Here is a 25,000-nt window from a genome sequence, read left to right on the forward strand (position 1 = left end):
ATGTTAGTGGGTATTGTTCTGGCTGGAGGGCTTTCTCGCCGCATGGGGCAAGATAAGGCTTTACTTGAAATTAATGGTCAAACGCAATTAACACGCGCGATTGCTTGCCTTAAAGACGCGGGCTGCGATGAGGTCATTGTGAGTCGAAATAGCAGCGGTTTTATCGTTGATAAATTTGTACAGCAAGGACCTGTAGCGGGTATTCATGCCTGTTTGAATCACGCTGAGTATGATGATGCGCTTGTTATTCCTATCGATATGCCGCTGCTATCTAAAACAAGTTTACGCACCCTTATCAACCAAGGGCGCAGACGAGATTGTGCCTGTTACTTTGCACACAGTGTATTGCCTTGTTACCTCAATCGGCTTGAACGCGTGAGTTTAATTGCCCAGCAACGTTTAGAGCATGGGCAGCGCTCTGTCAGTGGTTTACTTGAAGAGCTTGGAGCGGCCGTCATTGAATTGTTTGAGTCAAATGGCGAGGGTCGTGAACTATATAACGTTAATACACCACAACAATGGGCACAGGCTCGTTGTTTGGTTGATCAAAAGGATTACGCATGGCGCGAGTAAAAAGCAACCGCTTTGTACCATTAAACATAGCGATTTTAACAGTGAGTAATAGTCGAGGCCCTGAGCAAGACACTGCGGGTGATTTGTTGCAGCAAAAAGTCATAGACAGTGGGCATCATGTGCTTAATCGACAATTACATAAAGCCAATATTTATAAAGTACGCGCGGAAGTCGCTACATGGATAGCCAGTGACGATATTGACGTGGTACTGATTTCTGGTGGCACTGGACTGACACCGGATGATATTACGCCTTCGGCAATCGATGTGTTATTTGATGTGTCTGTGAGCGGTTTTGGTGAGTTATTCAGGCATTTGTCTTGTTCGCAAATTGGCACCTCATCACTGCAATCCAGAGCGTTAGCAGGGCTTTCGAATAGAACCCTTGTTGTTGCTATGCCGGGTAGCCCAAATGCGTGTGCTACCGCCTGGGATGAGATTTTATGTCAGCAACTCGATTCGCGGTGTGGGCCATGTAATTTTGTAGCAGAGCTTAAATCACATCGTGTTGAACAATGCCATTCTCGGGAGATGAATTAATGCAGTTAACCCACATAGATAAAAGTGGTCAAGCAAGCATGGTTGATGTTGCAGATAAATCAGCAACAGTGCGAGAAGCGCGTGCATGCGCAACGGTCGTGATGCAGCCAGAAACGCTCGCTCTTATTGAGCAAAATCAGTTAGACAAAGGCGATGTATTAGCTGTCGCACGTATTGCAGGAATTCAAGCAGCAAAAAAAACAGCTGATTTGATCCCCCTTTGTCATCCGTTGGCGTTAAGTAAGGTGGCGGTTGAGTTTTCTATTAACAACCAAGGCAGTGCGGTTGATATTCAAAGTTATTGCAAGTTAGTTGGGCAAACCGGGGTTGAAATGGAAGCGTTAGCTGCGGTATCGATTGCAGCACTCACTATTATCGATATGTGTAAAGCGGTTGACCAAGGCATGACAGTACAGAACATGCGAGTTACCTATAAAAGTGGTGGCAGACGCGGCACCTATATTGGCTAATTAAGGGGAGTATGTATGAATAAGGTACTTTTTTTTGCACAGTTACGTGAACGTTTAGGCTGTGACTCGGTGCAACTAGATGCACAAGGTATGTCGGTTAGGCAGTTACGCCAAACATTGGCTGAACGAGATGAGCGTTGGCACACCTGGTTACTCGATAAAGATGTGTTAGTGGCCGTAAACCAAATTTTGGTTGATGATAATGCTGCGGTCGGCACTGGCGATGAGGTTGCTATGTTTCCACCTGTCACTGGAGGTTAGTGATGATCCGTGTACAAGAACATGATTTCGATATGAACGAAGAGTATCAATCCATGTTAGCTGACGACTCGGTGTCGGGCGCCGTGGTTATGTTTGTAGGCCGTGTTCGCGACATTAATCAAGGCCATCAAGTCGATAGCTTATATCTAGAGCATTATCCGGCGATGACAGAGAAATACCTTACCCAGTTAGAGCAGCAAGCGTTGTCATTATGGCCTTTGGAAAAGGTAACCTTAATTCACCGCGTTGGTAAATTAAGCTTAACAGATCAAATTGTGCTGGTGGCAGTGTCGAGTGTCCACCGCGAAGCCGCATTTGAAGCAGCACAGTATTTAATTGATTTACTTAAAGCGCGTGCGCCATTTTGGAAAAAAGAGCACGTTGAAGGGGAGCAGACTCGTTGGGTGAGTGCCAATCATAAAGATCAAATAGCGGCTGCCCAGTGGCTGTAGGGTTGAGACAATGCAGTGGCTAACAAATAAACTAACCACATACACGATAGCGACTGTGCTGGTTTTATTTTGCTGTGTATTGCCTGCAAGCGCTAATGATAAAGACACATCTTCTTCGCTAACGATTGCTTGCTCGGCTAACTTTGTCGCTGTAATGGATCAGTTGCTGCCAGTATTCAAAGCACAGATTAAAACCGATATACAGGTTAAAGTGGTGACTGGCTCATCAGGCACACTCGCAACACAGCTTCGTTATGGAGCCCCTTATGACGTATTTTTTTCAGCCGATGCAATATTACCTACACAACTAAAAACCGATGGTTTTGGCATTGAAAGCACAGTGTATGCGCTTGGCGAATTGGTGTTTTATTCGTCTGAGGGCTATGACAGTTTGGAAGGCGTTATGACACGTTTGCCCCATATTACTTTAGCTATTGCGAATCCACGTTATGCACCTTATGGACAGGCTGCGGTTGAGGTATTGGCTCATTTACAAACCAAGCCGAAAAAAACAGTAACGGGGGGATCTATTTTGCATGCTTTTCAATATGTTGAAAGCCAAAATGCAGAGTTAGGTTTAATTGCAAAAAGCCTACTGCAACAACCACATAATGGCACGGCTATCGCCATTCCCAGTGAGTGGTATCAGCCAATTGAGCAGCATGTTTTATTAGTAAAAGACTCAGTGTTTGCGCGTCAGTTTTATCATTTTGTTCAAACTGAACAGGCACAACAGTTAATAAAATCAATGGGCTATAGGTAATACTATGAGCGAGGGAGACTTGCAAGCCATCTTTATTACGTTAAAACTTGCTGCGTTAAGTACGCTGGCGTTGTTAGTAATAACGATTCCCTGCGCATATTGGCTTGCGCGAAGTAAACGGGCCATAAAACCCTTCCTCGAAACCTTAATTACCTTGCCTTTAGTTTTGCCTCCTACGGTATTAGGGTATTACTTTTTAGTGTTATTTTCGCCGCAACAAGGTATCGGTTTATGGCTGCAAAATACCTTGGGTATACAGTTAGTCTTTAGCTTTTCGGGGATTTTAGTGGCGTCGATGATCTACAGCTTACCTTTTACTTTTCGGCCCTTACAAAGTGCATTTGAACAATTGCCTGATAACTTATACAGCAGTGCTGCCTTATTGGGCTTTAAGCCATGGAAGCAGTTTTTATGGTTAGTACTCCCCATGATTAAACCGGCTATTTATACCGCTGCGACTTTAAGCTTTGCCCATACGGTGGGGGAGTTTGGTGTTATTTTAATGATTGGCGGTAATATTCCAGGAGAAACTCAAGTTGTGTCACTGGCGTTATTTGATCATGTTGAGAGTTTTAATCTTCAGGCTGCAAATATGCTTGCAGGGCTGATGCTCGTGTTCTCATTTGCCGTTGTGTTTGCATGTCAATGGTGGCAAAGGCAAACGCAGCGTGTAAGTACACCAACCAGCTTGCTTTGAATAGGTTTAAACAGATGATGGCATTAAATAGCGACAGCAGCATGGGTATTTCAGACCCACAGTGTACGTCTAAGCCTGTGGTTGCGCATATTGAACTTAATTGTTCAGAGCCTGTTACTCAGCAACTTGATTGTCAGCTTAAGACCTTGCAAATAACGGTGTTATTAGCCCCAAGTGGTACAGGTAAAAGCAGTTTGTTTAATGCAATTGCGGGTGTTGCTCCTGCATTTGGCGGATTAAAAGTAACAGGGCAACAGCAGTTAGGTATGCCAGCACATAAGCGCCGCATCGCATACGTAACACAGTCTCCTTTGTTATTTGACCACCTAAGCATTGCCGCTTTATTAAAGTTGGTTGCTAAGCAACAAGCGCAGCCATTTGATATAAGTTGGGCAATCGACCCCTTAGGGCTGACCGACAAACTAGTGTATCGGGCTCACCAATTAAGTGGTGGACAGCGCCAGCGCGTTGCGCTTTTGCTTGCGATGATAAAAGGAGCGCCATTATTATTATTAGATGAAGTGCTTACCGGTCTCGATCAAATTAATAAGCAAGCCTGTATAGGGGTTATAAAAGACTACCTTTGTAAAGTGCAAGGTGCTGCTTTGTTAGCATGTCACCAACTGGATGATGTATTAGCTTTAGCTGATAGCTGCTTATTGCAGCATACGATAAGCAATAGTACACAGTGGCAAATGTTCCCTGTGGATGAAGGTGTTGAGCGTTATCAGCAGCAGTTACTAGAGAGCCAATCGAGTGAGAACATACAGGGAAGTCAATTTACCTCTATGTTTTACGGACAGGTTCATGCTCACTTTCCTGCCCTGGGCTTAACGGAGTATCACGTTGGCGGGCAGCGCTGCTTTGCTGCGTATAATTCAGAGCATCAAATAGGGCGTTTGCAGCCATTAATACTGAAAGCAAATCGTCTGGGTTTATCAAAAACAGCACTACCAGAGAGTAGTTTTGTGAACCAATTAAAAGTGCGGATCACGGCGTTTTACCCCGTTAATATGGGAAAAGAGCAAGGTATGTTGGTGAAAGTAAGGCTCGCTAACAGCGAACAAGACGGTGTGCATAAACCCGCATCATTGCATGTGTGGATCACGCGCTTATCATTTAATCAACTACAGCCTAAATTAGATGAAACGTGGTTTTTAATAGGTAAAGCGGACGCATTACACGGTTAACTATCGACTAAGTTATTTCTTACTAAACCGCGTTTTACATTTTTGCAGAGCTTCGCGAATCGAGAAATATCGTCAAAATTAGGGATTGTGCCTATTTGCAGTTGGTGTTCCCAGTAGCATAGTTCGGTATCAACCAACTCCATTAGCTTTTTAGGGCAGCCGATACACGAGTTATCGGTGCCACAAAAAAAGGTATCAGGTTCGTATAAGGGAAGTTCTACTTTTACCTGCTCGATTAATTGCTGCATGGCGGTGACGCGGTCAGGTTTACGTGTTTGCATTTGACTGCTTTGCTTCTAATTTAATGCACAATCAAAAGGAATAAAGGGCACTAAGTCGCCACTTTGCCACTGAGTTTTTTCAGCATCAAGCAATAAATAACCTTGGCTTTTTGCAAAAGTACTGAGCATGCCAGAACCTTGTCCTTTTAAAGGCTCAACATAGGTTCCTGTGTTATCGACAACTAATGATGCACGAATAAATTCAGCGCGACCTTGTTTTTTACTAATATCACACGCTAAAGGTAACTTAAGGGGAGGCTGTGTACGCACTGTTTCACCAGCCATTTTACGAAGCGCAGGTATCGCGAGTTGATGCAATGTCACAACACTTGAAACCGGGTTGCCCGGTAATCCCATAAATCGCTTGTTGTGGCCGTCTTGTGTTAAATGCTTAAAATGACCGTATGCGAATGGTTTACCTGGCTTTATTGCTACTTTCCAAAACTGCATTTGGCCAAGCTCTGTGAGCACTGTTTTTGTGTGATCAGCATCACCGACCGACACACCACCCGAGGTAATAATGATATCGGTATTTGAAAGTGCTTCTTCAAAAGCCAACCTGAGCGCGTCAGGGTCGTCAGCAATGATGCCAAAATCCTGCACCGCAAAGCCTAAATTAGTTAAAATAGCCTGAATCGTGTAACGGTTAGTATCGTAAATTCCACCTTGTGAAAGTGGCGTGCCGGGTTCAAAAAGTTCATCGCCCGTAGAAATAACCCCCACTTTAAGTGGCTTATAAACGCTAACAGAGGCAATACCAAGCGAGGCAAGCATACCGATATCTGTGGCTGTTAAACGTTGCCCTGATGCAAATAATTGGCTGCCGATACTGATATCTTCACCTTGTTTACGTACATTTTGTGCAAAGCAAGGCTTAGTGTTTAAAGTGATTGTTTGTTCAGTGGAGACCGTGACATGTTCTTGCATAATCACCGTATCAAAACCAGCCGGAATATGTGCGCCTGTCATGATGCGTATGCAGCAACCTGATTGCCATTCGCCGTTGAATGGATGCCCGGCATAAGCAGTGCCAATAATATTTAAATGTGTGTGTTCATTTAAGTCACTAAAACGAAATGCAAAACCATCCATTCCTGAGTTATCTGCGTTAGGCACATTAATGTCGGCGATAATCGGTGCAGCAAGAATACGACGATGAGCAGCCGATAAAGGCAGTGTCTCTGTTTTAACTAATAACGGCGTGTCTGATAAAAGTGCTTCGCTAGCGTGTTGAAAAGAGAGCAGGGGCTGCTCACTCGAAAACTGATTCATTATTAAGCCCCTTTTTGCTGATTGATTATCCACACGGCAGCTTCAACACGTGAGCGCAGGTTTAGCTTTTTCAGCAGGTGTTTTACGTGCACTTTAACGGTGCCATCAGAAATATCTAATTCTCGTGCGATTAACTTGTTTGATAACCCTTTCGCAATTAACTTGAGGATTTCAAATTCACGGCTAGTGAGTGAATTGAGGATGTTCGCTTTTTGCGATACATCAGGTTTGCGGATCGCTTGGGCGAGTACCCCTGTGAGCTTTTCACTCAGCACCATTTTACCCAGTGCCGCTTGTTTTATTTTTTCGAGAATTTCTTCAGGATCCATGTCTTTTAGTAAGTAACCATCTGCGCCATAGCTGATTGCAGTGAGCACGTCTTCATCGTTATCAGAAACCGTTAGCATAATAATACGCGATGTAACATCGCTGGCACGCATGGCTTTAAGGGTTTCTAAGCCATCCATTCCTTGCATATTAAGGTCAAGAATAATGAGATCGGGATCATGCTCTATAGCTAACTGTAGCCCTTCTTTGCCTGTTGCTGCCTCACCGATGACGACGAGTTCGTCTTCTAAATCGATTAACTGTTGTAGGCCTTTGCGTAGCAATGGGTGGTCATCAACTAATAAAATTGAGCTGGTTAGTGCATTCATACTTTAACTCTTTGTTGGCTTTAGCCTGAAAGACTGGCGGTTTAAAAATATCTTAACGTGGATCAATAAAGTATTCACCAAAAAGCCTCCCTATTACTCCTAATAACCTTAAGCTTTCTTATATTACTTAATGATAAACAATTACTTACGCTTAAATATACCCACTAAGTGGTAGTTGTTTGCTGTTTATGCTGTGTGTGGCTTACCCATCAATGTGAATTGTTGAGTTGATTTTATGTGCGCATAGTAAGTTCAATTAGAACGAAATGGAGCAGCATATGGCTGAACTAGACAAGTGGGAACCGGAAAATGAAGCTTTCTGGAATTCCCAAGGTAAAAAAATTGCGCAAAGGAATTTATGGATTTCGATCCCAAGTTTACTTTGTGGCTTCGCTGTTTGGCTTTACTGGGGAATCTTGACCGTTCAGATGATGAATGCAGGGTTTAGTTTTAGCGCAGATGAGCTATTTACGCTGACGGCGATAGCTGGACTTTCTGGTGCTACATTACGTATTCCCAGTAGTTTCTTCATTCGCTTTTGTGGTGGCAGAAACACGCTGTTCTTCACTACATCGCTACTCATAATTCCGGCTCTATTTACCGGCTTGGCATTACAAGACCCAACGACACCATTGTGGCAATATCAGTTACTTGCTTTGTTGTCGGGTATTGGTGGGGGTAACTTTGCTTCTTCAATGTCAAATATCAGCTTTTTCTTTCCAAAAAAACAACAAGGTTTAGCGCTGGGTCTCAATGCAGGGTTAGGTAACTTTGGTGTGACAACGATGCAGATTTTGATTCCATTGTTTATGACATATGGGGTGTTTGGTGCATTGGGCGGCGATCCAATTACGTTGGTGAGCACGTCGGGAAGTTTGATTGGTAAAATTCCAGCCGGTTCTGAAACTTGGCTGCAAAACGGTGGTTTTTTATGGCTACTGTTCTTAATACCGCTGTTCTTTGCAACATGGTTTGGTATGAATAACATTCGCACGCCAGAAGTGTCACCAAACTTAGGCAGCCCTCTGAGTGCATTTGCAATGATTTCTGTGATGCTAACGATTGGTCTTGCCACTGCGGCGGCTGGTCTGTGGTTGATGCTTCCTGAATCAGCAAATGGTTCTGGCTTTGGGGTACCGAAAGAGTTGGTACTGGTGCTGGTTGTTGCTATTACCGTATTTTTACTGAAGATGATACCGGGGGCGATTGGTAAAAGCCTCACTAAGCAATATCAAATCTTTAATAATAAACATACCTGGGTAATGAGCACGATTTACACCATGACGTTTGGTTCATTTATTGGTTTTGCGGCAGCATTTCCGTTAGCAATCAAAGTTATTTTTGGTTTTCAACACATTATGGTTGATGGTGTGATGACCCATAGTACCTTAAACCCAAATGGCCCAAGTGCGCTCATGTATGCGTGGATGGCACCATTTATTGGGGCATTAATTCGTCCACTAGGTGGGTGGATTGCTGATAAATGGGGTGGTGCGTTAGTAACACAGGTGTGTTCTGTGGTAATGATTGGCTCGTCGTTAGGTGCGGCCTATTACATGAAAGAGGCTTATCAGTCGCCTACACCTGAAGAGTTCTTTATGCCATTTTTCATCTTATTCTTAGTGCTATTTGGAGCAACAGGGATTGGTAATGGCTCAACCTTTAGAACGATTGCGATGGTGTTTCCTAAAGAACAAGCAGGCCCTGTATTAGGTTGGACTTCAGCAGTGGCTGCATACGGTGCATTTTATATTCCAATGGTATTTGGTCAGCAAATTAAAGCGACAACACCTGAGGTAGCACTGATTGGTTTCGCGGTATTTTATGCGCTATGTTTGATTATTAATTGGTGGTTCTACTTAAGAAAAGACGGCGAATTTTATAATCCATAACGATCTCCACTTGTCCAGAGCCATCAACTTCGGTTTTTGGCTCTTTTTCTATTGTTGCAGGAAAAGAATATGAGTAAGTTTCAAGAATTATTATCCATGGCTCGCCATCAAGCTGAACCCGTTAAGCTACTGTTGTTATTTACAAAAGCAAATGTTGAAAGTTCAGTTAACGATGTCAATAAAGGCGTGATTGAGCCTGTTATGTGTGTTGATAAACTGCCCAGTGAGTTAACTGACTATACGGCGCTTTGTCACGAAGCAGATAACATAAACCAAGCATGGGATTTATTATTTGTCACCAGTATTGGTGCTAATACAGAGGTCAGCCTGATTGAAAGTAGCATGAAGGCAATGATTAAAGACGTACAAAGTGGTAAAAACACGGCGTTGTATGTTGTCCTCGATAGAGAAGATAACCTTGTAGAAATGGTCGGTAGTTAAGTCAGTATAAAAAATTGCACGGCAATAATGGCACAAAGTAAGTGGTCGATATTAAACTGATTAATGGCCGTTAGTGTGCTCTGTGCACAACTCTCCTAAATGTAAAAAGAAGGCAGCTACTCGCTGCCTTCTTTTTATTTTAATGACTCTACATACTCTGTTAACTGATTAAATAACCAGTCTGGCAAGCTTGCTTGTGGGTCTTGCGTATCGAGCCAGTTTTTAACAGTTAGGCACAGTTCTGTGTCGCCTTGGATTGCTAATTTACGTGAGAAAAAAAGTGTATCAGGGTCGTATTTTCCACTCATCAAACTTAAAAATGTATCACTACTCCCTGTTAACTTTCCGTCGTATTTGAGGTGTTCTTTAGGGAGTAACCACGGTTTTATAGAGAAAATAGTTAACCGTTTAGAGGTTGCATTGAGTGAAATAAGCAAGCTGAGTGGCAGGTTATCGACGTCAATGCATAACTGTTTATCAATTAAAAAGTCGAGCTCACCGTCGTTGATCTGTGTCTTAAAAATGAGGTTTATTCGCTGTTCTATCAGCCAACTTATGCCTGCGGTTGGCGTGAGATGAGTAATAGCAGTTAGCCATTTCGGGGTAAAAAATGGCGGAGTTTTATGCTTCATAATATCAGTGAGACTAATCATATTAGTAGATTACCTTATTAGGTTTGCTGGCTTACCATTATTGATAATTTATTTCTTAGTTTAAATAATCAGGAGTGGGTATGGAGTTACTTTGCCCAGCAGGAAACTTACCCTCGTTAAAAAGGGCAATTGCGCAAGGCGCTGATGCGGTTTACGTTGGCTTAAACAATGATACCAATGCGCGTCACTTTGCGGGCCTAAACTTGAATGAGCGGCAACTCGTTGAAGCGGCAGACTATTGTCAGCAGCATAAAAGAAAATTGCATGTTGCTATTAACACCTTTGCTCACCCCAATCATTTTACAAGATGGAAGCATGCCATTGATGAAGCGATTGCAGTGGGGGTAGATGCCCTGATTGTTGCTGATATTGCTGCGCTTGATTTTATTGCGAATAATTATCCGCACCAAGAAATGCATGTCAGTGTGCAGGCATCGGTGACAAATGCACTCGCAATTGATTTTTATAAGCAGTTTGGTGTGAAGCGAGTGGTATTGCCTAGGGTATTAAGTTTGCAACAGGTCAGGCAATTGGCAACCACCACCGACATCGAACTTGAGCTTTTTGCCTTTGGTAGTTTATGTATTATGGCCGAAGGGCGTTGTTATTTATCTTCATATTTAACAGGCGAATCACCTAATACAACAGGTGCCTGTTCACCGGCCAAGTTTGTTCGTTGGCAACAACAGGGCGCTCGAATGCAATCACGCTTGAATGATGTATTGATTGATCAGTTCACTGACGATGAGCAAGCCGGTTATCCAACGTTATGTAAAGGGCGTTTTGTTGTTAATAACGAAACCTACCATGCCTTAGAAGAGCCAACGAGCTTAAATACGCTTTCTTTGTTACCTGAGTTATTAGCCATGAATATTGCGGCCGTTAAAATTGAAGGCCGACAGCGCAGCCCTGCCTATGTTGAGCAAGTTACACGCGTTTGGCGACAGGCTATTGACCATGCAAAGCAAAATGTGACTGACTTCAGTGTTGAAACGCATTGGCAAACGACGCTGGACAGTTTATCTGAGGGGCAGCAAACCACCTTAGGTGCGTATCATCGCAAGTGGAAATAGGAGTAACAATGACACAGTTAAAAGTTGCGGTAGGGCCCATGTTGTTTTTGTGGCAAAAGGAGTTGCTCGAACAATTTTATGAGCGGGTAGCGCAGTCGACAGCCGATATTGTTTATTTAGGCGAAACCGTCTGTGGAAAGCGGCGTTTAAGTCGACTAAATGATTACCTTGAGTGGGCTAAAATGCTAGAGCAAGCAGGAAAAGAAGTGGTGCTGTCTAGCTTAGCCTTGTTGGAGTCGGGGGCTCAACTTCAAGAGTTAAAACGTGTGTGTCGTCAAAGCGCGTATTTAATAGAGGCGAATGATCTTGCCGCCGTGCAGCAATTACATAGCTTGGGATTACCATTTGTGATTGGCCCCGCAATTAATGTTTATAACGGTTATACGCTAGCAAAGTTTGCTCAAATGGGAGCTGTGCGCTGGGTTATGCCTGTTGAATTGTCGAGAGATTGGCTGGTGGCTTTAAAACACGAATACGCGGGTTTGACAGATTTACCGATGCAATTTGAAGTGTTTAGTTATGGCTTGTTGCCTTTGGCTTACAGTGCGCGATGCTTCACGGCTCGCCATTATGACTTAGCTAAAGATCAATGTGAGCTCATTTGTCAAAAGCACCCTTCGGGATTAATGACCCACAGCCAAGACGGTAAAAAGGTGTTTACCTTAAATGGCATTCAAACAATGTCTGGGCAAGTGTATAACTTGTGTGAAGACCGCCATGCACTTAATAGCAGTGCGGATATCGCGCGGCTAAGTATGCACGATATGGACGACTTACAATGGATTGAGTCGTTTGCTTTGGGCACCGACTCTAAGCGACTGGATGAACATATTAATGGCTTTTGGCATCACATTGCGGGTATGCATTGCCAGTCTTAGTGCTGGCTAAATAAATACAATATGAGAGCCAGTGTGATAAACCAAAAACCACTTACCATTTTCCAAAATAATAAACTGCTGGCTTCCTTCGGTTCAGGATCCGGTTTTAAAAATTCAGGATTAGGGACGGTTAAGTCATGCATGAGTGCATCCACGGTTTGATAGCGCTCTGTTAAATCAAAACTAACCCCTTTTTGCAGTGCTTTATCAAACCAAATTGGAATAACGGGGTTATGTTTAATGGCACTGTGATAACGTAGTTTGTCGTAGTCTGCCATGCTTGTGCATTGCTCAACTTTTTCGCCATAGGGTAAGTGGTGAGTAAATAATTCATAGCAAATAGTCGCGAGGCTATACACATCACCTTGCACGGCAGCATTTTTGCCCAGCAAATAATTAGGGTCTGAATAGCTGGCCGTGCCAAGTGCCCCTTGATGTTCTATTGGCTGATAAAGCTCCGCAACTCCAGCTACAAACACGGAGCCAAAATCAACCAGTTTGATTTCATCATTTTCTAATACCATCACATTGCCAGGTTTGAGATCTTGGTGAATCGCATCATTACTATGAAAAGCATTTAAGGCCGCTGCAATGTGTTTAACGATGGCGATTGCTCGTTTAGGTTTTAGGGGCTGATGCTCAGCTAACCAGTTGTCGAGGCTGGTGCCATCGAGCCATTCCATTAAATAATACAGGGCACTTCTTGGCCGTGAATGTTGATAAATTTTTACCACATAAGGGGAGTCAATTCGGCTGCCAATCCATTGCTCTTTAATAAAGCGGTCGATGTAATGTGTGTCGTCGTCAAAGTTGGCTGAAGGCGTTTTCATTGCGTAACGCTTTTTTGTAAGCTCATCTTCCACTAAATAAAGTTGACTACGTGATGAGGCAAACAGCTCTTCAATGACAAGATAACCATCTAATTTCATACCTGCTTTAAGCGGCGGTGGAAAAGGCAATTTTGTGAGCTCAGCGCTATATTCAGCTTCATTTTGATATGCCAGCTCTTTTATTTTTAAAACGACACAACTGATATTGTCATCACTGCCATGCTTTTTGGCTTCTATACACAGTTGCTCTGCTATTTTAGAGGCTGGCTGATAACTCAATAAGTTATCTATTAAGATATCGGTCGGGAGAAAATCATGCACTCCGTCAGAGCTTAATAAGTAAATGTCACCTTGTTGTAATTCATTGCTGCTGTAATCAATGTGTAAGTTGTTATCCATGCCAATGGCACGCAATAAAAACGATTTTCCTTGCCCTAAATTGGTGGTGTGATCGGCTGTGAGTTGCTTTAAGTTTCCATTTCTAAAGCGATAAATTCGACTATCACCCACATGAAAAATATGACCATGATTTCCTTTTAAAATCAGGCAGCTTAAAGTTGATAAGTAGCCTTTATTTTCTTGTGAAAATGCATGGCTTTTGCGAAAAAGGCGTAAATTGATTGCCGATAATACTTGTTCGCCACTGCGACTAACAGACCATGTATCGGGGGTTTTAAAGTATTCACTAAGAAAGCGTTCAACGGCTGTTTCGCTCGCTTCTTTACCTGCTTCTGCTGAGCTAACACCGTCGGCAACACAAAATGCGGCACCTTTAATATTGCTGAGGTACTCATCTTTTGGAATAAAAAGACCTGCGCAATCTTCGTTGATTTCTTTTATTCCGCGTGAGGTATGAAATCCTGCATCAACCTGAGTGCTTTGCATAATGTGTAGTTAGCTTTGAAATAATATCAAAATAGTGCAAGAAAACGGGGGGAGTATTCAACCTGTACAGATCAATAAACGGTCAGTTTTTCGGGTCTGTTTATTATCAAATAAGCTTAACTACCTCTTTTGGGGTAATTGCTGTTGTTTTTAATATTTTGATTTTTATGTGCTTTTTATTTTATTAGTCGTTTTTGTCTGTTGATATTTTTAAGTTGTGGCATTGTGGGTAGAGCCTCATAAAAAGCGCGTGCTTTAGGTAGAATGGGTCAATGATTTATAGATGACGTGTTCATCGACCGTTTTTAATTGGAGCATCGCATGTCAGAGTCTCGCGCTAAACGTGCGTTATTATTTGCTACCTTAGCTTTTGCGGCTAACTTTTCCGTATGGACATTGTATGCGGCGATAGTATTGCCTTTATCATCGCAATGGCAATTAACGGTCACTGAGTTAGGTGGCTTACTTGCAGCCCCGATGTTCACAGGTGCATTGTCTCGGATCCCCGCTGGCGAATTGGCTGACCGCTATTCGGCAAAAGTGCTCTTTGTTGTGCAAATGTTAGTGTGTGTGCCCGCCCTTGCATGCTTATATATAACGACAAGCTATTCTCAACTACTTTTTCTCGGTTTATGGATTGGTCTCAGTGGTAGCTCATTTACCCTTGGTATCCGTTATGTGTGTGATTTTTATCAACGCAGTCAACAAGGAACCGCGATGGGGATTTTTGGCGTGGGTAATGCCGGTGCCGCTATTACACTCGTGTTAGCGCCTTGGTTAATGGAGCGCTATGGTTGGCAGTGGGTTGGGCCTGTGTATGCGTTTGGCTTGTTATTTGTTGCTGTGCTGTATGGTGTGTTTGCCCCCAGCCAGCCAGATAACGCTCATGTTATTAATAGTAAACCGCAAACTTGGACACTGTTACTGAAAAATACGCAAGTTTGGCGATTAGGGCTCTATTATTATTTTGTGTTTGGTTCTTTCTTGGCCTTACTGCTTTGGCTGCCATATTACTATATGCAGGCCTACCAATTATCAATTAAACAAGCGATGGCCTTTACATTGTTTTTTGTTGCAACGTCGTCGGTGATACGGGCTCTTGGTGGGTGGTTTGCCGATAAGTATGGCGGTCGTAGTGTTAACTGGAGCGTGTTTTGGGTGTGTTTAGTGTGTTTGTTTTTCTTAAGCTACCCGCCCACAACAATGACCATTCATGGTATTAAGCAAGATGTGAATTTATCTGTGTCGGTGAATGTGTGGGTGTTTACCGGCTTATTATTTGTGATTGGCTTAGCGCAAGGTTTTGGGCGTGCCAGTGTGTTTAAAGTTATCCATGAAAACTACCCGTTAGAAATGGGCAAGGTAGGCGGTTTTATTGCTGCCATTGGGGCCTTGGGAGGATTCACATTACCGATAATGTTTGGTGCGGTGGTTGATTTATTTGGCTTTTACAGTGCCTCTTTTATGTTGCTTTACGCTGTGTTAGCTGTCTGTATGATGCTGATGTATTTCGCGGTGCGTGCTGAGCGCTATCAACGAAGATTGAATGAAGCTGCGAGTTATAATTTTTTAGAAGATGATAGTTTATGATGCAAATATCCGATGAACAACAAACCAAAAGTGACGTTGCCTTATTTCAGCTCGCATTTCGTCCGCTGTTTTTGTGTGGGGGTTTATTTAGCTGTATTGCTTTGGTTGTGTGGGGATTAGTACTCAATGGTCACTGGTCTTTTTCTCCTTATGGAGGGGCTTTGTTTTGGCATAGTCATGAAATGCTGTTTGGTTTTGTGTGCGCTATTGTTATCGGCTTTTTATTAACCGCGGTACAAAACTGGACAGGTTTACGCTCTATTCATGGTCGAAAGCTGCTGCTGTTAACTCTTGCATGGTTAATCGCGCGAGTTGTCATGGTGGTGCCCGCTTTGCCGCACTGGTTAGTATTTGGTATTGATATGGTGTTTTTGCCCTTAGCGGGTTATTGGTTAGCAAAACCAATCATTGTCAAAGGGCAAATGCGAAACCTCTTTTTTGTGCCGATTATTTTATTGCTCAGTGCTGCCAATTTATTAATGCACTTAGGCGTGACACTGGGGATGCCTGAATTGTATCAGCATGGTTATATGTCTGCTATTTGGCTAATTACGTTATTAATGAGTGTATTAGGCGGGCGTGTAATTCCCTTTTTCACTGCAAATGCAACTGCGACAAAGAAGGTCGACGGTAAACCTTGGTTAGAGATTGCAGCGCTTGGCAGTACCTGGTTTATTTTTGTGTTGTTTTTTACTGGTGCCGTTTATTACCTGAGCAATGAGCTCATTGGCGGCATGCTCATTATATGTGCTGTATTTCATTGTCTTCGTGCGGCGCGATGGCCGTTCTTTAAAACCTTAGCGGTTCCACTGCTGTGGAGTTTGCATTTGGCTTATTGGTTTATTCCTGTGGGAATTATATTAATGGGGATGTCTTACTTCACTGATTTATTGTCAATTTCGACCGCTTTCCATGCACTGACTGTGGGGGCTATGGGCAATATGATTTTAAGCATGATGGCGCGTGTTAGTTTAGGCCACACTGGAAGAAAATTAGTGGTCAAACACGCCATTATTTTTGCATTTGGTGCGGTATTAATTGCGGCCTTATTACGCGTATTTGGTGTGTTGATAAATTCACAATTGAGCCTGTATTTTATTTCTTTATCTGTGATTACATGGTGTATGGCTTATGGTTTATTCTGCTTAGTGTATTTTCCTGTGTTAACACAACCAAGAGCAGATGGCCGCGCAGGCTAACGTTTCTATACGTCAATATGGTTGTTTAGGTAAAGTAGCTACCTCTTTTGAATTAGTGTGGACTTCATTCCTCTTGATGTAGATCAAGCTGAATTTTTGTACGCTTACTAAGCTGATATTTACGTATCAGTAAAAAGAGTGGAAAGCATGAAGGAGCAATCTTTACCAATATTGTTAACGTGCTCTGGCTGTAGTTATGGTGCAGAGCTGGCTGAAGACTTATCACAAAGTTTAATTATGCAGGGGAAAGTTGAAAAAGTCTCCATTACGGCATTATCAGCAGGTTCTGCTATGCATTGGCAAAAGTTAGCATCTTCTCCTGCGATTATTGTTTTTGATGGCTGTGGGCTTAACTGTGCGAAGTTAAGCCTCGAAAAGTTATCTATTAATACATTTTATCATTTTGATATGACCAAGCAGCTTCAGAAAATAAACAATGGCGTGGGCAAACCTTCGCTAGCGGCCTGTTTGCAAGTGACAAAAACGGTGCAGTATCAACTCGCGTCTGTTCTACCAAAGCAACATAAAGTGAATCAAAAGGAAGCCGCAGGAAGCAAAGTGATCGCGATGTTTCCGTGTGCAGAGCGTTAAGGTTAGCAATGTAACTTTAACGCTCTGCACACACCTCGCAGTGGGGTTGTTTTGGAATAATAAACTCTTTAAATGTCAGGTGCTCTGCATCATATAACAGCATTGACACTGTTTTAGGGGGCATAGATAGCAGGCTTTTAAGCGCCTCTGTGGCTTGCAATGAACCCAAAGTGCCAACTACTGGGGCAAGGACCCCAGCTTCCATACAGCTTAATGAGGGTTCTTTAAATAGCCGAGCAACGCAGGCATAACACGGATCGCCGTCACGCATTGGAAAGTGAATGAGTTGCCCTTCCATACGAATTGCAGAACCTGAAATTAGGGGCGTTTTATGTGTCCAACACAGGCGATTAAGCAGTAAGCGTGTTGCGAGATTATCACTGCAGTCAACGACAACATCAGCGCTGATTAACTCTGGCTCATGGTGTGTCGTAAACTCAGAAGCATAGGTTGTCATCTCTACTTGGCTATTGAGTGCTGTTAATTGCTGTTTAGCTGATTCAACTTTTAACTGACCCACACTGTTTTCGGTGTGTAATATTTGTCGTTGCAGGTTAGTTATATCCACTGTGTCATGATCAAATAAAGTAATTTTTCCGACACCTGCCGCAACAAGGTAAGGGAGTACTGCACTACCCAGTCCTCCAGCTCCGACAACGAGTACGTGGCTTGCCATAATGGCTTCTTGCCCTTCTTCTTGAACCTGAGGAAGCAGAATATGACGGCAATAACGCAGGGTGTTGGCACTCTCTAATAACATGCAATTTTCCTTCTTTAGAACGCGTCTATAAGCCTACATTAAATAGGGCAGTGTTGTTATACCTCTTTGGAGGTGCAGTGAGTCATATTAGGTAACGCTATGAAAAAATTGATTTAAATCAATTTTCATAGTTATGCATAGCCGTAATCTGTGCATAACTTAAAAACATAGCAAGGTAGTGATATGAAAACACAGCTCTCAGTTCTAACAGCGTTAGTTACATTTGCTTTGAGTACGCAAGTGAGTGCAACTGAAGATAATGGCATTCATAACATGTTGGCGAATGGTGAAGTGCATGGCATGTTGCGTTATCGATATGAAAATGTCGATCAATCGGGGATCGCTGAACAAGCACATGCATCAACATTACTCACGCGTATTAATTATACAACGGCGACACTCAAAGGCGTTTCAGCACTTCTCGAGTTTGATAATGTTACCGAGATTGGTAATGACAATTATAACAGTACGGTTAATGGTCATACGGATCACCCCGTTGTTGCTGACCCTAAAGGTACTGAGCTTAATCAAGCAAGTTTGCAATTCAAAAATAAAGAGTTGCACGTTGTTGCGGGTAGACAACGTATCAACCTTGATGACCAACGATTTGTAGGGGGTGTCGCATGGCGCCAGAATGAACAAACTTTTGATGGTTACAGAGTCGTTTATAAACCATCAGAGTCATTAAAGTTCGACTACAGCTATGTGTTTAATGTGAATCGTATTTTTGGTGAAGACAGCAATAAAAGCGATTTGCACGGTAAATTACACTTTGCCAATGCTGCATACCAAGTTAATAAGCAATTTAATGTCAGTGTGTTTGCCTATCTTTATGACTTTGATGCTGCTTTAGCCAGCTCAACACAAACAATGGGTGTACGCGCAACAGGCCAATTATCCGATTCATTGAGTTATACGCTCAGTTATGCAACTCAGCAAGATTATGCCGATAACCCCAATTCGTTTGATGCTGACTATATATTAGCGGAGCTAAAGGGCAAAGTGAGTAAGCTTGGCTGGAAAGTTGGCTATGAGCTGTTAGGCTCAGATAACAACATAGGTTTTAGTACACCACTGGCAACAGGGCATAAGTTCCAAGGTTTTGCAGATAAGTTTTTAGCGACCCCAGGTAATGGACTTGCTGATTTATACTTTGGCGTTAATGGGCAGTTGGCAGATATAAAGCTGAGCGCGACTTATCACTTTTTTGATAGTGATGCACAAAGCATCGATTATGGCCAAGAGCTTGATTTAACGGCTGCATATGCACTTTCAAGCAACTGTAATGTGCTGTTTAAATATGCCATGTACAACGCTGATGATTATGCCACGGATACCGATAAGGTATGGTTGATGCTCACTCATAAGTTTTAACCGCTTAGCATGCTTTTTAGCAGCTAGATTAGTTTCAGTTCCCTGCAATTATGAGCCTCTTCGGAGGCTTTTTTCTGTGTGATATCCCAAAACCTCATTGTTATTCCTCCAATATCTCCTTTTATCTCCCTCATAGAGTGATAGGGAGTGTTAATACACCTTAGTAGGTAGTAAGCGCAGTTAATAAAGGCATTGCTTTACAGTGCGCCTATTCATAGGGGGTAGAGGTGTTTTTGACTGCACGGCGGTTACCTTTATTCCTTGATTTACATCAATTCTTTTTTAGTAAGTCGGCTCAGAATCAAATTAATAAAACCGTTTGGAGACGACAATGGCGAGTGAAAAATTTAACCTTTTTTCCTTTCAAGGAAAAATGAAAATCTTACATCTTAGTTGGCTTGCATTCTTTATCACCTTTTTTGTGTGGTTTAATTTTGCACCGTTACTACAGGCTGTAAAAACCACCTTGGGATTAAGTACAGAGCAAGTAAAAACACTACTGATCTTGAACGTGGCTTTGACCATTCCTGCCCGTGTGATTATTGGCATGCTAACCGATAAATACGGGCCAAGGTTAGTCTATTCATGTTTGCTGATTGTCAGCGCAGTACCTTGTTTAATGTTTGCTTTTGCTGATAGCTTTTTGCAAGCTGCCATTGCTCGTTTTTTACTTGGGTTTATCGGCGCAGGCTTTGTTATTGGTATCCGCATGGTGTCTGAATGGTTCCCTCATCACGAGCTAGGCACCGCAGAAGGTGTGTATGGTGGCTGGGGTAACTTTGGTTCCGCTGCTGCGGCTTTTTCACTGCCTACGCTGGCATTAATTTTTGGCGGCGATGATGGTTGGCGTTATGCAATTGGTATTACGGGTGTAATGAGCTTTGTGTATGGTTTTATTTATTATTTTAATGTAACCAATACACCTAAAGGCTCGACGTACTTTCGTCCTAAAAATTTAGGGGCGATGGAAGTCACTTCTAAAGGCGATTTTTTCTTACTCCTAATCATGAAAATCCCTATGTATGCAGCAATGGCATTACTGGCTTGGAAACTCTCACCCAATGGTGTTGGGATGATTGAAGCAAATGTCGTACACCTTATTTATGGTGGGTTAGTGCTGCTGTACTTGTTTGAAGTTAAAAAAGTGTGGAACGTAAATAAAACGGTATTTGAGCAAGAAGTACCTGAGTTACATCGCTATAGTTTTAAGCAAGTAGCTGTGCTGGATATTTTGTATTTTACAAATTTTGGTTCTGAGCTTGCTGTGGTGTCAATGCTGCCGCTATTTTTTGCTGAGACCTTCTCGCTCGACCCTGTTATGGCAGGGATGGTGGCCGGTGCGTATGCATTTATGAACTTAATGTCACGCCCAGCAGGTGGGTTTATTTCAGATAAGTTTGGTCGCCGTACAACGTTACTTATTTTAACCGCCGGTTTAGCCGCAGGTTATCTGTTAATGGGCATGGTTAATTCGCAGTGGCCATTATGGTTAGCAGTTGCAACAGCCATGGCGTGTTCTTTCTTTGTTCAATCAGGTGAAGGTGCTGTGTTTGCCGTCGTGCCATTAATTAAACGTCGCTTAACAGGGCAAATTGCAGGGATGACAGGGGCATATGGTAACGTTGGGGCAGTTACATTTTTAACTGTGTTATCGTTCGTCGATTATGCAACTTTCTTTTATGTTATCGCCGGTACGGCAATGATTGGCTTTGTTACTTTGTTCTTTATGGATGAACCGCGAGGTCAAATTGCTGAAGTACGCGAAGACGGGACTGTTGAACTGATTGATGTATCACACAAATAAATCTTAATACGATAGAAAAGCCAGCTTAAGCTGGCTTTTTTCGTTATTAACTAAGGGGATGTTTTAACGTTATGACAAACGTTATTTATGACTTAGGTCTAAATACTTGAACCACAGATTCATCACATTCTAAGTAAGGCCCTTCAAGTAAATCAATACAATAAGGCACCGCAGGAAATACGGCATCAAGACATTGACGAATCGCTTTGGGTTTGCCCGGTAAGTTAATAATTAATGAGCGGTCTCTTATCCCCGCTGTTTGTCGAGAGAGTATAGCCGTTGGCACGTATTTTAAGCTTTCAGTGCGCATTAACTCACCAAATCCTGGCATCATTTTGTCACACACCGCTTCTGTGGCTTCGGGGGTTATGTCTCGTTTGGCGGGACCCGTTCCACCTGTGGTAATGATTAAAGCGCATTGTTCTTGATCGGCAAGCTCGCATAATGCCGCTTCAATTAAATGTTGCTCGTCTTCGACTAATCGATAGCATGCCTGCCATGGCGAATTTAAATAGTCATTTAATGTATCGGTGATAGCGGGTCCCGATAAGTCATCGTACTGGCCTCGGCTTGCGCGATCACTAACAGTCAAAATTCCAATTTTCGCAGTCATTTTCATCTCTTTACAATTCATTTATTCGCACTCTAGCAAAGTGATGGGTAAAGGTAACTCCTCCAAAGTAGGTAGAGGTGTCTGGGTGGCGCTCCGTTTCGCTGCATTTTATTTTTGACAGGAGGGGGTTTTGATTGGCTACCCATTTTGTTCTTTTGGCAGAACTAAGCTGCTTTGATCTAGATCAAGTTTCAAACTGGCTTAAAACGGTGTTGATACTATATATTGATCATATTGAAATTTAAAACACAATATGTAGTGGTTTATGTTTAATATATTAGAACCCCAAGTGTGCTTTCAAGAAGTCCCCGGACACATTGCGTTAGGCTTTGTGTGCACGGGGTGCCCCTTGCGCTGTCCTGGATGTCATAGCGTTGATACATGGGATCCAAAGCATGGTGAGCGGTTAACATCGCAACGCTTTATTGCACTGCTTGAGCGCTATAAGCACTTGATAACTTGTGTGGTGTTTTTTGGCGGAGAATGGCAGGAAGGTGATTTAGTTTATTTTTTAAAGTTAGCAACGCAGCAAGGCTTAGCAACGTGTTTGTATACCGGGCTTGAGGATGTGTCGGAGCAATTAAAAGCACAGCTGACTTATATAAAAACGGGCCGTTATGTCGCTGAATTAGGTGGCCTGGCGAGCCATTTAACTAATCAACGATTTATTGAAATTGCTTCGGGTAAGGTACTTAACTCATTATTTTTAAAAGGATAACAAAAATGTCTATGCTGAATTGTGAACAATTAAAAGAAAAAATGCGTTTCATCGAAAACTATACACAGGCCAAGAATGCGGCCGATGGTTCTAAAGTGGATGCGAATGCAAATGTGACATTAAAAAATATAGCGACGCTAGAATCAGAAATAATGAAAGACTTTTTCATTCACGTTAATCGCACTCAGGTGAGTAATAAAATAACCGCGCTTTTCGGCGAGTCATTGGGCAAAGAGTACCTTCGACAAATTGAGAACCATGAAATTTATGTGCATGATGAAACGAGCTTAAAGCCTTACTGTACTTCTATCACCATGTATCCATTTTTATTGGATGGGCTAACCAAATTAGGGGGAGAGTCTAAGGCACCTAAGCATTTAGAATCGTTCTGCGGCAGTTTTGTGAATCTTGTTTTTGCAATTAGCGCGCAGTTTGCAGGGGCTGTCGCGACGGTCGAATTTTTAATGTATTTTGATTACTTTGCGCGTAAGGATTACGGCGAAGACTATTTAGTTACTCACTATAAACAGATAGAAAATCACTTACAGCACGTCGTGTACGCTTTAAATCAACCCGCTGCTGCACGAGGTTATCAAAGCGTATTTTGGAATATCTCGTTGTACGATAGTGCATACTTTGAGGCTATGTTTGGTCATTTTGTGTTTCCTGATATGACGGCTCCCGATTGGTCGTCTTTAAAGGCACTGCAAAACATGTTTTTAAATTGGTTTAACCAAGAGCGAAACAAAGCTGTTTTAACATTCCCTGTTGTCACCGCTGCCATGCTAGTAGAAGACAATGAACCTAAAGATAAAGAATTTGCATTGATGTGTGCCGAAAACTTAAGTCAAGGCGGCTCATTTTTTGTTTATCAATCAACCGATGCTGATTCATTAGCCTCATGCTGTCGACTTCGTAATGAAATTAGCGATCATAGTTTTTCGTATAGTTTAGGCGCGGGGGGCGTTTCGACGGGCTCTATCAATGTTATTACACTCAATATGAATCGATTGGTGCAAGATGGCAGAGACCTAGCAACAGAAATAAGAAAAATACATGCTTATCAAATCGCGTATCGCACCTTAATGGAAGAGTACCAGCAAGCGGGTATGTTACCGGTGTACGACGCAGGGTTTATTTCCTTTAACAAGCAATTTTTAACCATTGGTATTAATGGCATGGTTGAAGCCGCAGAGTATTTAGGTATTCAAGTGGGGGTTAATGATGCGTATAAAGAGTGGGTGAAAAGTCAGTTAGAAGTGATTTATAAAGAGAATCGCTTAGCAACAAAAGAGACCGGCTTTTTATTTAACACTGAGTTTGTTCCTGCTGAAAATTTAGGGATAAAAAATGCCAAATGGGATAGCGAAGATGGCTACTTCACGCCAAGAGAATGCTACAACAGTTATTTCTATTTAGTAGAAGACACAACACTAAATCACCTTGATAAGTTTATATTGCATGGTAAATCGATGACAGAGTTTTTAGATGGTGGCTCAGCACTGCATTTGAACTTAGAAGAGCATTTAGACACTGAGCAATATATGCAGTTATTTAATGTGGCAGCGCGAACGGGGTGCAATTATTTTTGCATTAATGTGAGGATCACCATTTGTAATCACTGTGAGTATATCGACAAACGCTCAAGGCAATCATGCTCACAGTGTGGTTCAACAGATATTGATTATGGCACACGCGTGATTGGCTACTTAAAAAGAGTGTCGTCATTTAGTCATGGCCGACGCAAAGAGCACAAATTGCGACATTACCAATGCACAAAAGTACAACAATCAGCGTTAGCCTAACAATGTAAAGGGGCGTCTACTGCCCCTTTTGCCTTAACCTTGCATAAAAAGAATATTATTTTCTAAATGAATGTGCTCGTTTAAATCGTTGTAGAGCTCATGTATTTTGGCATAAAGACGCTGCCAGTCTTCATCAGCATCGTGCGGAGGAGTGAACTTATTGGTGAGTGTGGTTAATTTTTCGAGTGCCTTCTCGTGCTCTAAGTGTTCTGCTTCCATCACACTAATAGGACCCGATGGATAATAACCTTTCATTATCATTGGGAATAAAATGGCCTCTTCTTTCATCATATGTTCTTCAAGTTCATATTTCATTTGCGATAAATGAGATTCCAGATGATGAGGGTAGTCAGCATGATCAGTATTTTTTAATTTCACTGCTTTGGTTAATTGGATCAATTGTTGAAATTGCATTCTGTGCTTTTCATGAAAATTATCGATGATATGCGCAATGAGCTTAATGGGCGATTGCGCCTCCCAGTTTATGTTACTGCCTGAAATAGCTTGTCCAATATGAGTGTGTTGCTTGGTGGTTGAGTTATCTTCATTGACAAGGTCAATAGCATTAGCGCTTTCGCTCGCTATATCATTTGATGTTTCTGTACGAGCAGACATTCTCAATCCTTACTTTTAAATGACGAATGGTTTAATCAATCTAGTTGAAACATAGGACGAAAGATATTCCTCAAAGGGGATAGAAAACGTTTAACCTTTACTGGGTAGTGCCCGTAAAAATTCAT

27 protein-coding genes are annotated in these 25,000 nt (G+C 42.3%); 19 read left to right on the forward strand and 8 right to left on the reverse strand.

The window, feature by feature from the left end; all coding sequences use genetic code 11:
* The 8 genes from mobA to ACSSVW_RS16560 are packed head-to-tail and all read left to right on the forward strand — an operon-like array spanning nt 1 to nt 4,945.
* Nucleotides 1-573: a molybdenum cofactor guanylyltransferase gene (gene mobA, locus ACSSVW_RS16525; RefSeq protein ID WP_199524279.1), complete on the forward strand. Its 573-nt coding sequence runs from the start codon at nt 1-3 to the stop codon at nt 571-573.
* On the forward strand, nt 561-1,112 hold the full coding sequence (moaB, locus tag ACSSVW_RS16530; RefSeq protein ID WP_036973048.1) for a molybdenum cofactor biosynthesis protein B: 552 nt from the start codon (nt 561-563) through the stop codon (nt 1,110-1,112). The genes mobA and moaB overlap by 13 nt, the downstream gene beginning before the upstream one ends.
* The gene (gene moaC, locus ACSSVW_RS16535; RefSeq protein WP_036973047.1) at nt 1,112-1,582 is read left to right on the forward strand and encodes a cyclic pyranopterin monophosphate synthase MoaC; all 471 of its coding nucleotides are present in this window, start codon (nt 1,112-1,114) and stop codon (nt 1,580-1,582) included. The genes moaB and moaC overlap by 1 nt, the downstream gene beginning before the upstream one ends.
* A 15-nt stretch (nt 1,583-1,597) precedes the next feature.
* Nucleotides 1,598-1,843 (forward strand): molybdopterin converting factor subunit 1, encoded by a 246-nt coding sequence (moaD, locus tag ACSSVW_RS16540; protein ID WP_065978349.1) that lies wholly within the window; start codon nt 1,598-1,600, stop codon nt 1,841-1,843.
* A 2-nt stretch (nt 1,844-1,845) separates the two neighbouring features.
* Nucleotides 1,846-2,295 (forward strand): molybdenum cofactor biosynthesis protein MoaE, encoded by a 450-nt coding sequence (locus ACSSVW_RS16545; RefSeq protein WP_065978350.1) that lies wholly within the window; start codon nt 1,846-1,848, stop codon nt 2,293-2,295.
* A 10-nt stretch (nt 2,296-2,305) separates the two neighbouring features.
* Nucleotides 2,306-3,058, forward strand: a complete 753-nt coding sequence (gene modA, locus ACSSVW_RS16550; RefSeq protein WP_180311121.1) for a molybdate ABC transporter substrate-binding protein — start codon at nt 2,306-2,308, stop codon at nt 3,056-3,058.
* A gap of 4 nt (nt 3,059-3,062) precedes the next feature.
* Complete coding sequence (gene modB / locus ACSSVW_RS16555) at nt 3,063-3,755, forward strand: molybdate ABC transporter permease subunit (protein WP_036973043.1); 693 nt, start codon at nt 3,063-3,065, stop codon at nt 3,753-3,755.
* A 14-nt stretch (nt 3,756-3,769) separates the two neighbouring features.
* Nucleotides 3,770-4,945, forward strand: a complete 1,176-nt coding sequence (locus tag ACSSVW_RS16560) for an ATP-binding cassette domain-containing protein (protein ID WP_454179725.1) — start codon at nt 3,770-3,772, stop codon at nt 4,943-4,945.
* Here ACSSVW_RS16560 and ACSSVW_RS16565 read toward each other — a convergent pair.
* The 3 genes from ACSSVW_RS16565 to narL are packed head-to-tail and all read right to left on the reverse strand — an operon-like array spanning nt 4,942 to nt 7,154.
* Nucleotides 4,942-5,226, reverse strand: a complete 285-nt coding sequence (locus ACSSVW_RS16565; protein WP_036973042.1) for a hypothetical protein — start codon at nt 5,224-5,226, stop codon at nt 4,942-4,944. The two genes, ACSSVW_RS16560 and ACSSVW_RS16565, sit on opposite strands and share 4 nt — an antisense overlap.
* A 15-nt stretch (nt 5,227-5,241) precedes the next feature.
* Nucleotides 5,242-6,498, reverse strand: coding sequence for a molybdopterin molybdotransferase MoeA (gene moeA / locus ACSSVW_RS16570; RefSeq protein WP_454179726.1), 1,257 nt, complete (start codon nt 6,496-6,498; stop codon nt 5,242-5,244).
* Between the two features lie 2 nt (nt 6,499-6,500).
* Nucleotides 6,501-7,154 (reverse strand): two-component system response regulator NarL, encoded by a 654-nt coding sequence (gene narL, locus ACSSVW_RS16575; protein WP_036973040.1) that lies wholly within the window; start codon nt 7,152-7,154, stop codon nt 6,501-6,503.
* A gap of 278 nt (nt 7,155-7,432) precedes the next feature.
* Here narL and ACSSVW_RS16580 point away from each other — a divergent pair, with 278 nt between their 5' ends.
* Complete coding sequence (locus ACSSVW_RS16580) at nt 7,433-9,046, forward strand: MFS transporter (RefSeq protein ID WP_065978353.1); 1,614 nt, start codon at nt 7,433-7,435, stop codon at nt 9,044-9,046.
* A 69-nt stretch (nt 9,047-9,115) separates the two neighbouring features.
* Nucleotides 9,116-9,487, forward strand: coding sequence for a hypothetical protein (locus tag ACSSVW_RS16585; RefSeq protein ID WP_036973038.1), 372 nt, complete (start codon nt 9,116-9,118; stop codon nt 9,485-9,487).
* Nucleotides 9,488-9,621: 134 nt separating this feature from the next.
* Here ACSSVW_RS16585 and ubiT read toward each other — a convergent pair whose 3' ends face one another.
* Complete coding sequence (gene ubiT, locus ACSSVW_RS16590) at nt 9,622-10,140, reverse strand: ubiquinone anaerobic biosynthesis accessory factor UbiT (protein WP_454179727.1); 519 nt, start codon at nt 10,138-10,140, stop codon at nt 9,622-9,624.
* An 80-nt stretch (nt 10,141-10,220) separates the two neighbouring features.
* Here ubiT and ubiU point away from each other — a divergent pair, with 80 nt between their 5' ends.
* Nucleotides 10,221-11,213, forward strand: coding sequence for a ubiquinone anaerobic biosynthesis protein UbiU (ubiU, locus tag ACSSVW_RS16595; protein ID WP_074989365.1), 993 nt, complete (start codon nt 10,221-10,223; stop codon nt 11,211-11,213).
* A gap of 8 nt (nt 11,214-11,221) precedes the next feature.
* A complete protein-coding gene (locus tag ACSSVW_RS16600) occupies nt 11,222-12,091 on the forward strand; it encodes a U32 family peptidase (protein WP_454179729.1) in 870 nt (289 codons plus the stop codon).
* Here ACSSVW_RS16600 and ACSSVW_RS16605 read toward each other — a convergent pair.
* Nucleotides 12,088-13,806 (reverse strand): protein kinase domain-containing protein, encoded by a 1,719-nt coding sequence (locus ACSSVW_RS16605; protein WP_454179731.1) that lies wholly within the window; start codon nt 13,804-13,806, stop codon nt 12,088-12,090. The two genes, ACSSVW_RS16600 and ACSSVW_RS16605, sit on opposite strands and share 4 nt — an antisense overlap.
* A gap of 321 nt (nt 13,807-14,127) precedes the next feature.
* Here ACSSVW_RS16605 and ACSSVW_RS16610 point away from each other — a divergent pair, with 321 nt between their 5' ends.
* The 3 genes from ACSSVW_RS16610 to ACSSVW_RS16620 all read left to right on the forward strand — a co-directional run bounded on the left by ACSSVW_RS16610 (nt 14,128) and on the right by ACSSVW_RS16620 (nt 17,186).
* Entirely contained in the window at nt 14,128-15,396 is a 1,269-nt protein-coding gene (locus ACSSVW_RS16610; protein WP_065978355.1) for an MFS transporter, read from the forward strand.
* On the forward strand, nt 15,393-16,595 hold the full coding sequence (locus ACSSVW_RS16615) for an NnrS family protein (protein WP_454179732.1): 1,203 nt from the start codon (nt 15,393-15,395) through the stop codon (nt 16,593-16,595). Before ACSSVW_RS16610 ends, ACSSVW_RS16615 begins: the two co-directional genes overlap by 4 nt.
* Before the next feature lie 147 nt (nt 16,596-16,742).
* The gene (locus tag ACSSVW_RS16620; protein ID WP_075593994.1) at nt 16,743-17,186 is read left to right on the forward strand and encodes a putative zinc-binding protein; all 444 of its coding nucleotides are present in this window, start codon (nt 16,743-16,745) and stop codon (nt 17,184-17,186) included.
* 16 nt (nt 17,187-17,202) lie between these two features.
* Here ACSSVW_RS16620 and ACSSVW_RS16625 read toward each other — a convergent pair whose 3' ends face one another.
* Nucleotides 17,203-17,946, reverse strand: coding sequence for a HesA/MoeB/ThiF family protein (locus tag ACSSVW_RS16625; RefSeq protein WP_036973025.1), 744 nt, complete (start codon nt 17,944-17,946; stop codon nt 17,203-17,205).
* Between the two features lie 183 nt (nt 17,947-18,129).
* Here ACSSVW_RS16625 and ACSSVW_RS16630 point away from each other — a divergent pair, with 183 nt between their 5' ends.
* Nucleotides 18,130-19,320, forward strand: coding sequence for an alginate export family protein (locus ACSSVW_RS16630; protein WP_454179734.1), 1,191 nt, complete (start codon nt 18,130-18,132; stop codon nt 19,318-19,320).
* Nucleotides 19,321-19,651: 331 nt separating this feature from the next.
* Complete coding sequence (locus ACSSVW_RS16635; RefSeq protein WP_065978357.1) at nt 19,652-21,124, forward strand: NarK family nitrate/nitrite MFS transporter; 1,473 nt, start codon at nt 19,652-19,654, stop codon at nt 21,122-21,124.
* A gap of 85 nt (nt 21,125-21,209) precedes the next feature.
* Here the strand turns inward: ACSSVW_RS16635 and mog are convergent, their stop codons facing one another.
* Nucleotides 21,210-21,737 carry a molybdopterin adenylyltransferase gene (mog, locus tag ACSSVW_RS16640; protein WP_454179736.1) on the reverse strand — a complete coding sequence of 176 codons (528 nt, stop codon included), beginning with the start codon at nt 21,735-21,737 and terminating at the stop codon, nt 21,210-21,212.
* A 265-nt stretch (nt 21,738-22,002) separates the two neighbouring features.
* Between mog and nrdG the strand changes: the two genes are divergently transcribed.
* Together nrdG and nrdD are read left to right on the forward strand one after the other, a co-directional pair.
* Entirely contained in the window at nt 22,003-22,455 is a 453-nt protein-coding gene (gene nrdG / locus ACSSVW_RS16645) for an anaerobic ribonucleoside-triphosphate reductase activating protein (protein WP_454179738.1), read from the forward strand.
* A gap of 5 nt (nt 22,456-22,460) precedes the next feature.
* The gene (nrdD, locus tag ACSSVW_RS16650) at nt 22,461-24,260 is read left to right on the forward strand and encodes an anaerobic ribonucleoside-triphosphate reductase (RefSeq protein ID WP_454179739.1); all 1,800 of its coding nucleotides are present in this window, start codon (nt 22,461-22,463) and stop codon (nt 24,258-24,260) included.
* A gap of 33 nt (nt 24,261-24,293) precedes the next feature.
* Here the strand turns inward: nrdD and ACSSVW_RS16655 are convergent, their stop codons facing one another.
* Nucleotides 24,294-24,875 carry a hemerythrin domain-containing protein gene (locus tag ACSSVW_RS16655; protein ID WP_083633662.1) on the reverse strand — a complete coding sequence of 194 codons (582 nt, stop codon included), beginning with the start codon at nt 24,873-24,875 and terminating at the stop codon, nt 24,294-24,296.
* Nucleotides 24,876-25,000 lie beyond the last annotated feature (125 nt).

The organism is Pseudoalteromonas sp. MBR-15, from assembly GCF_053628915.1.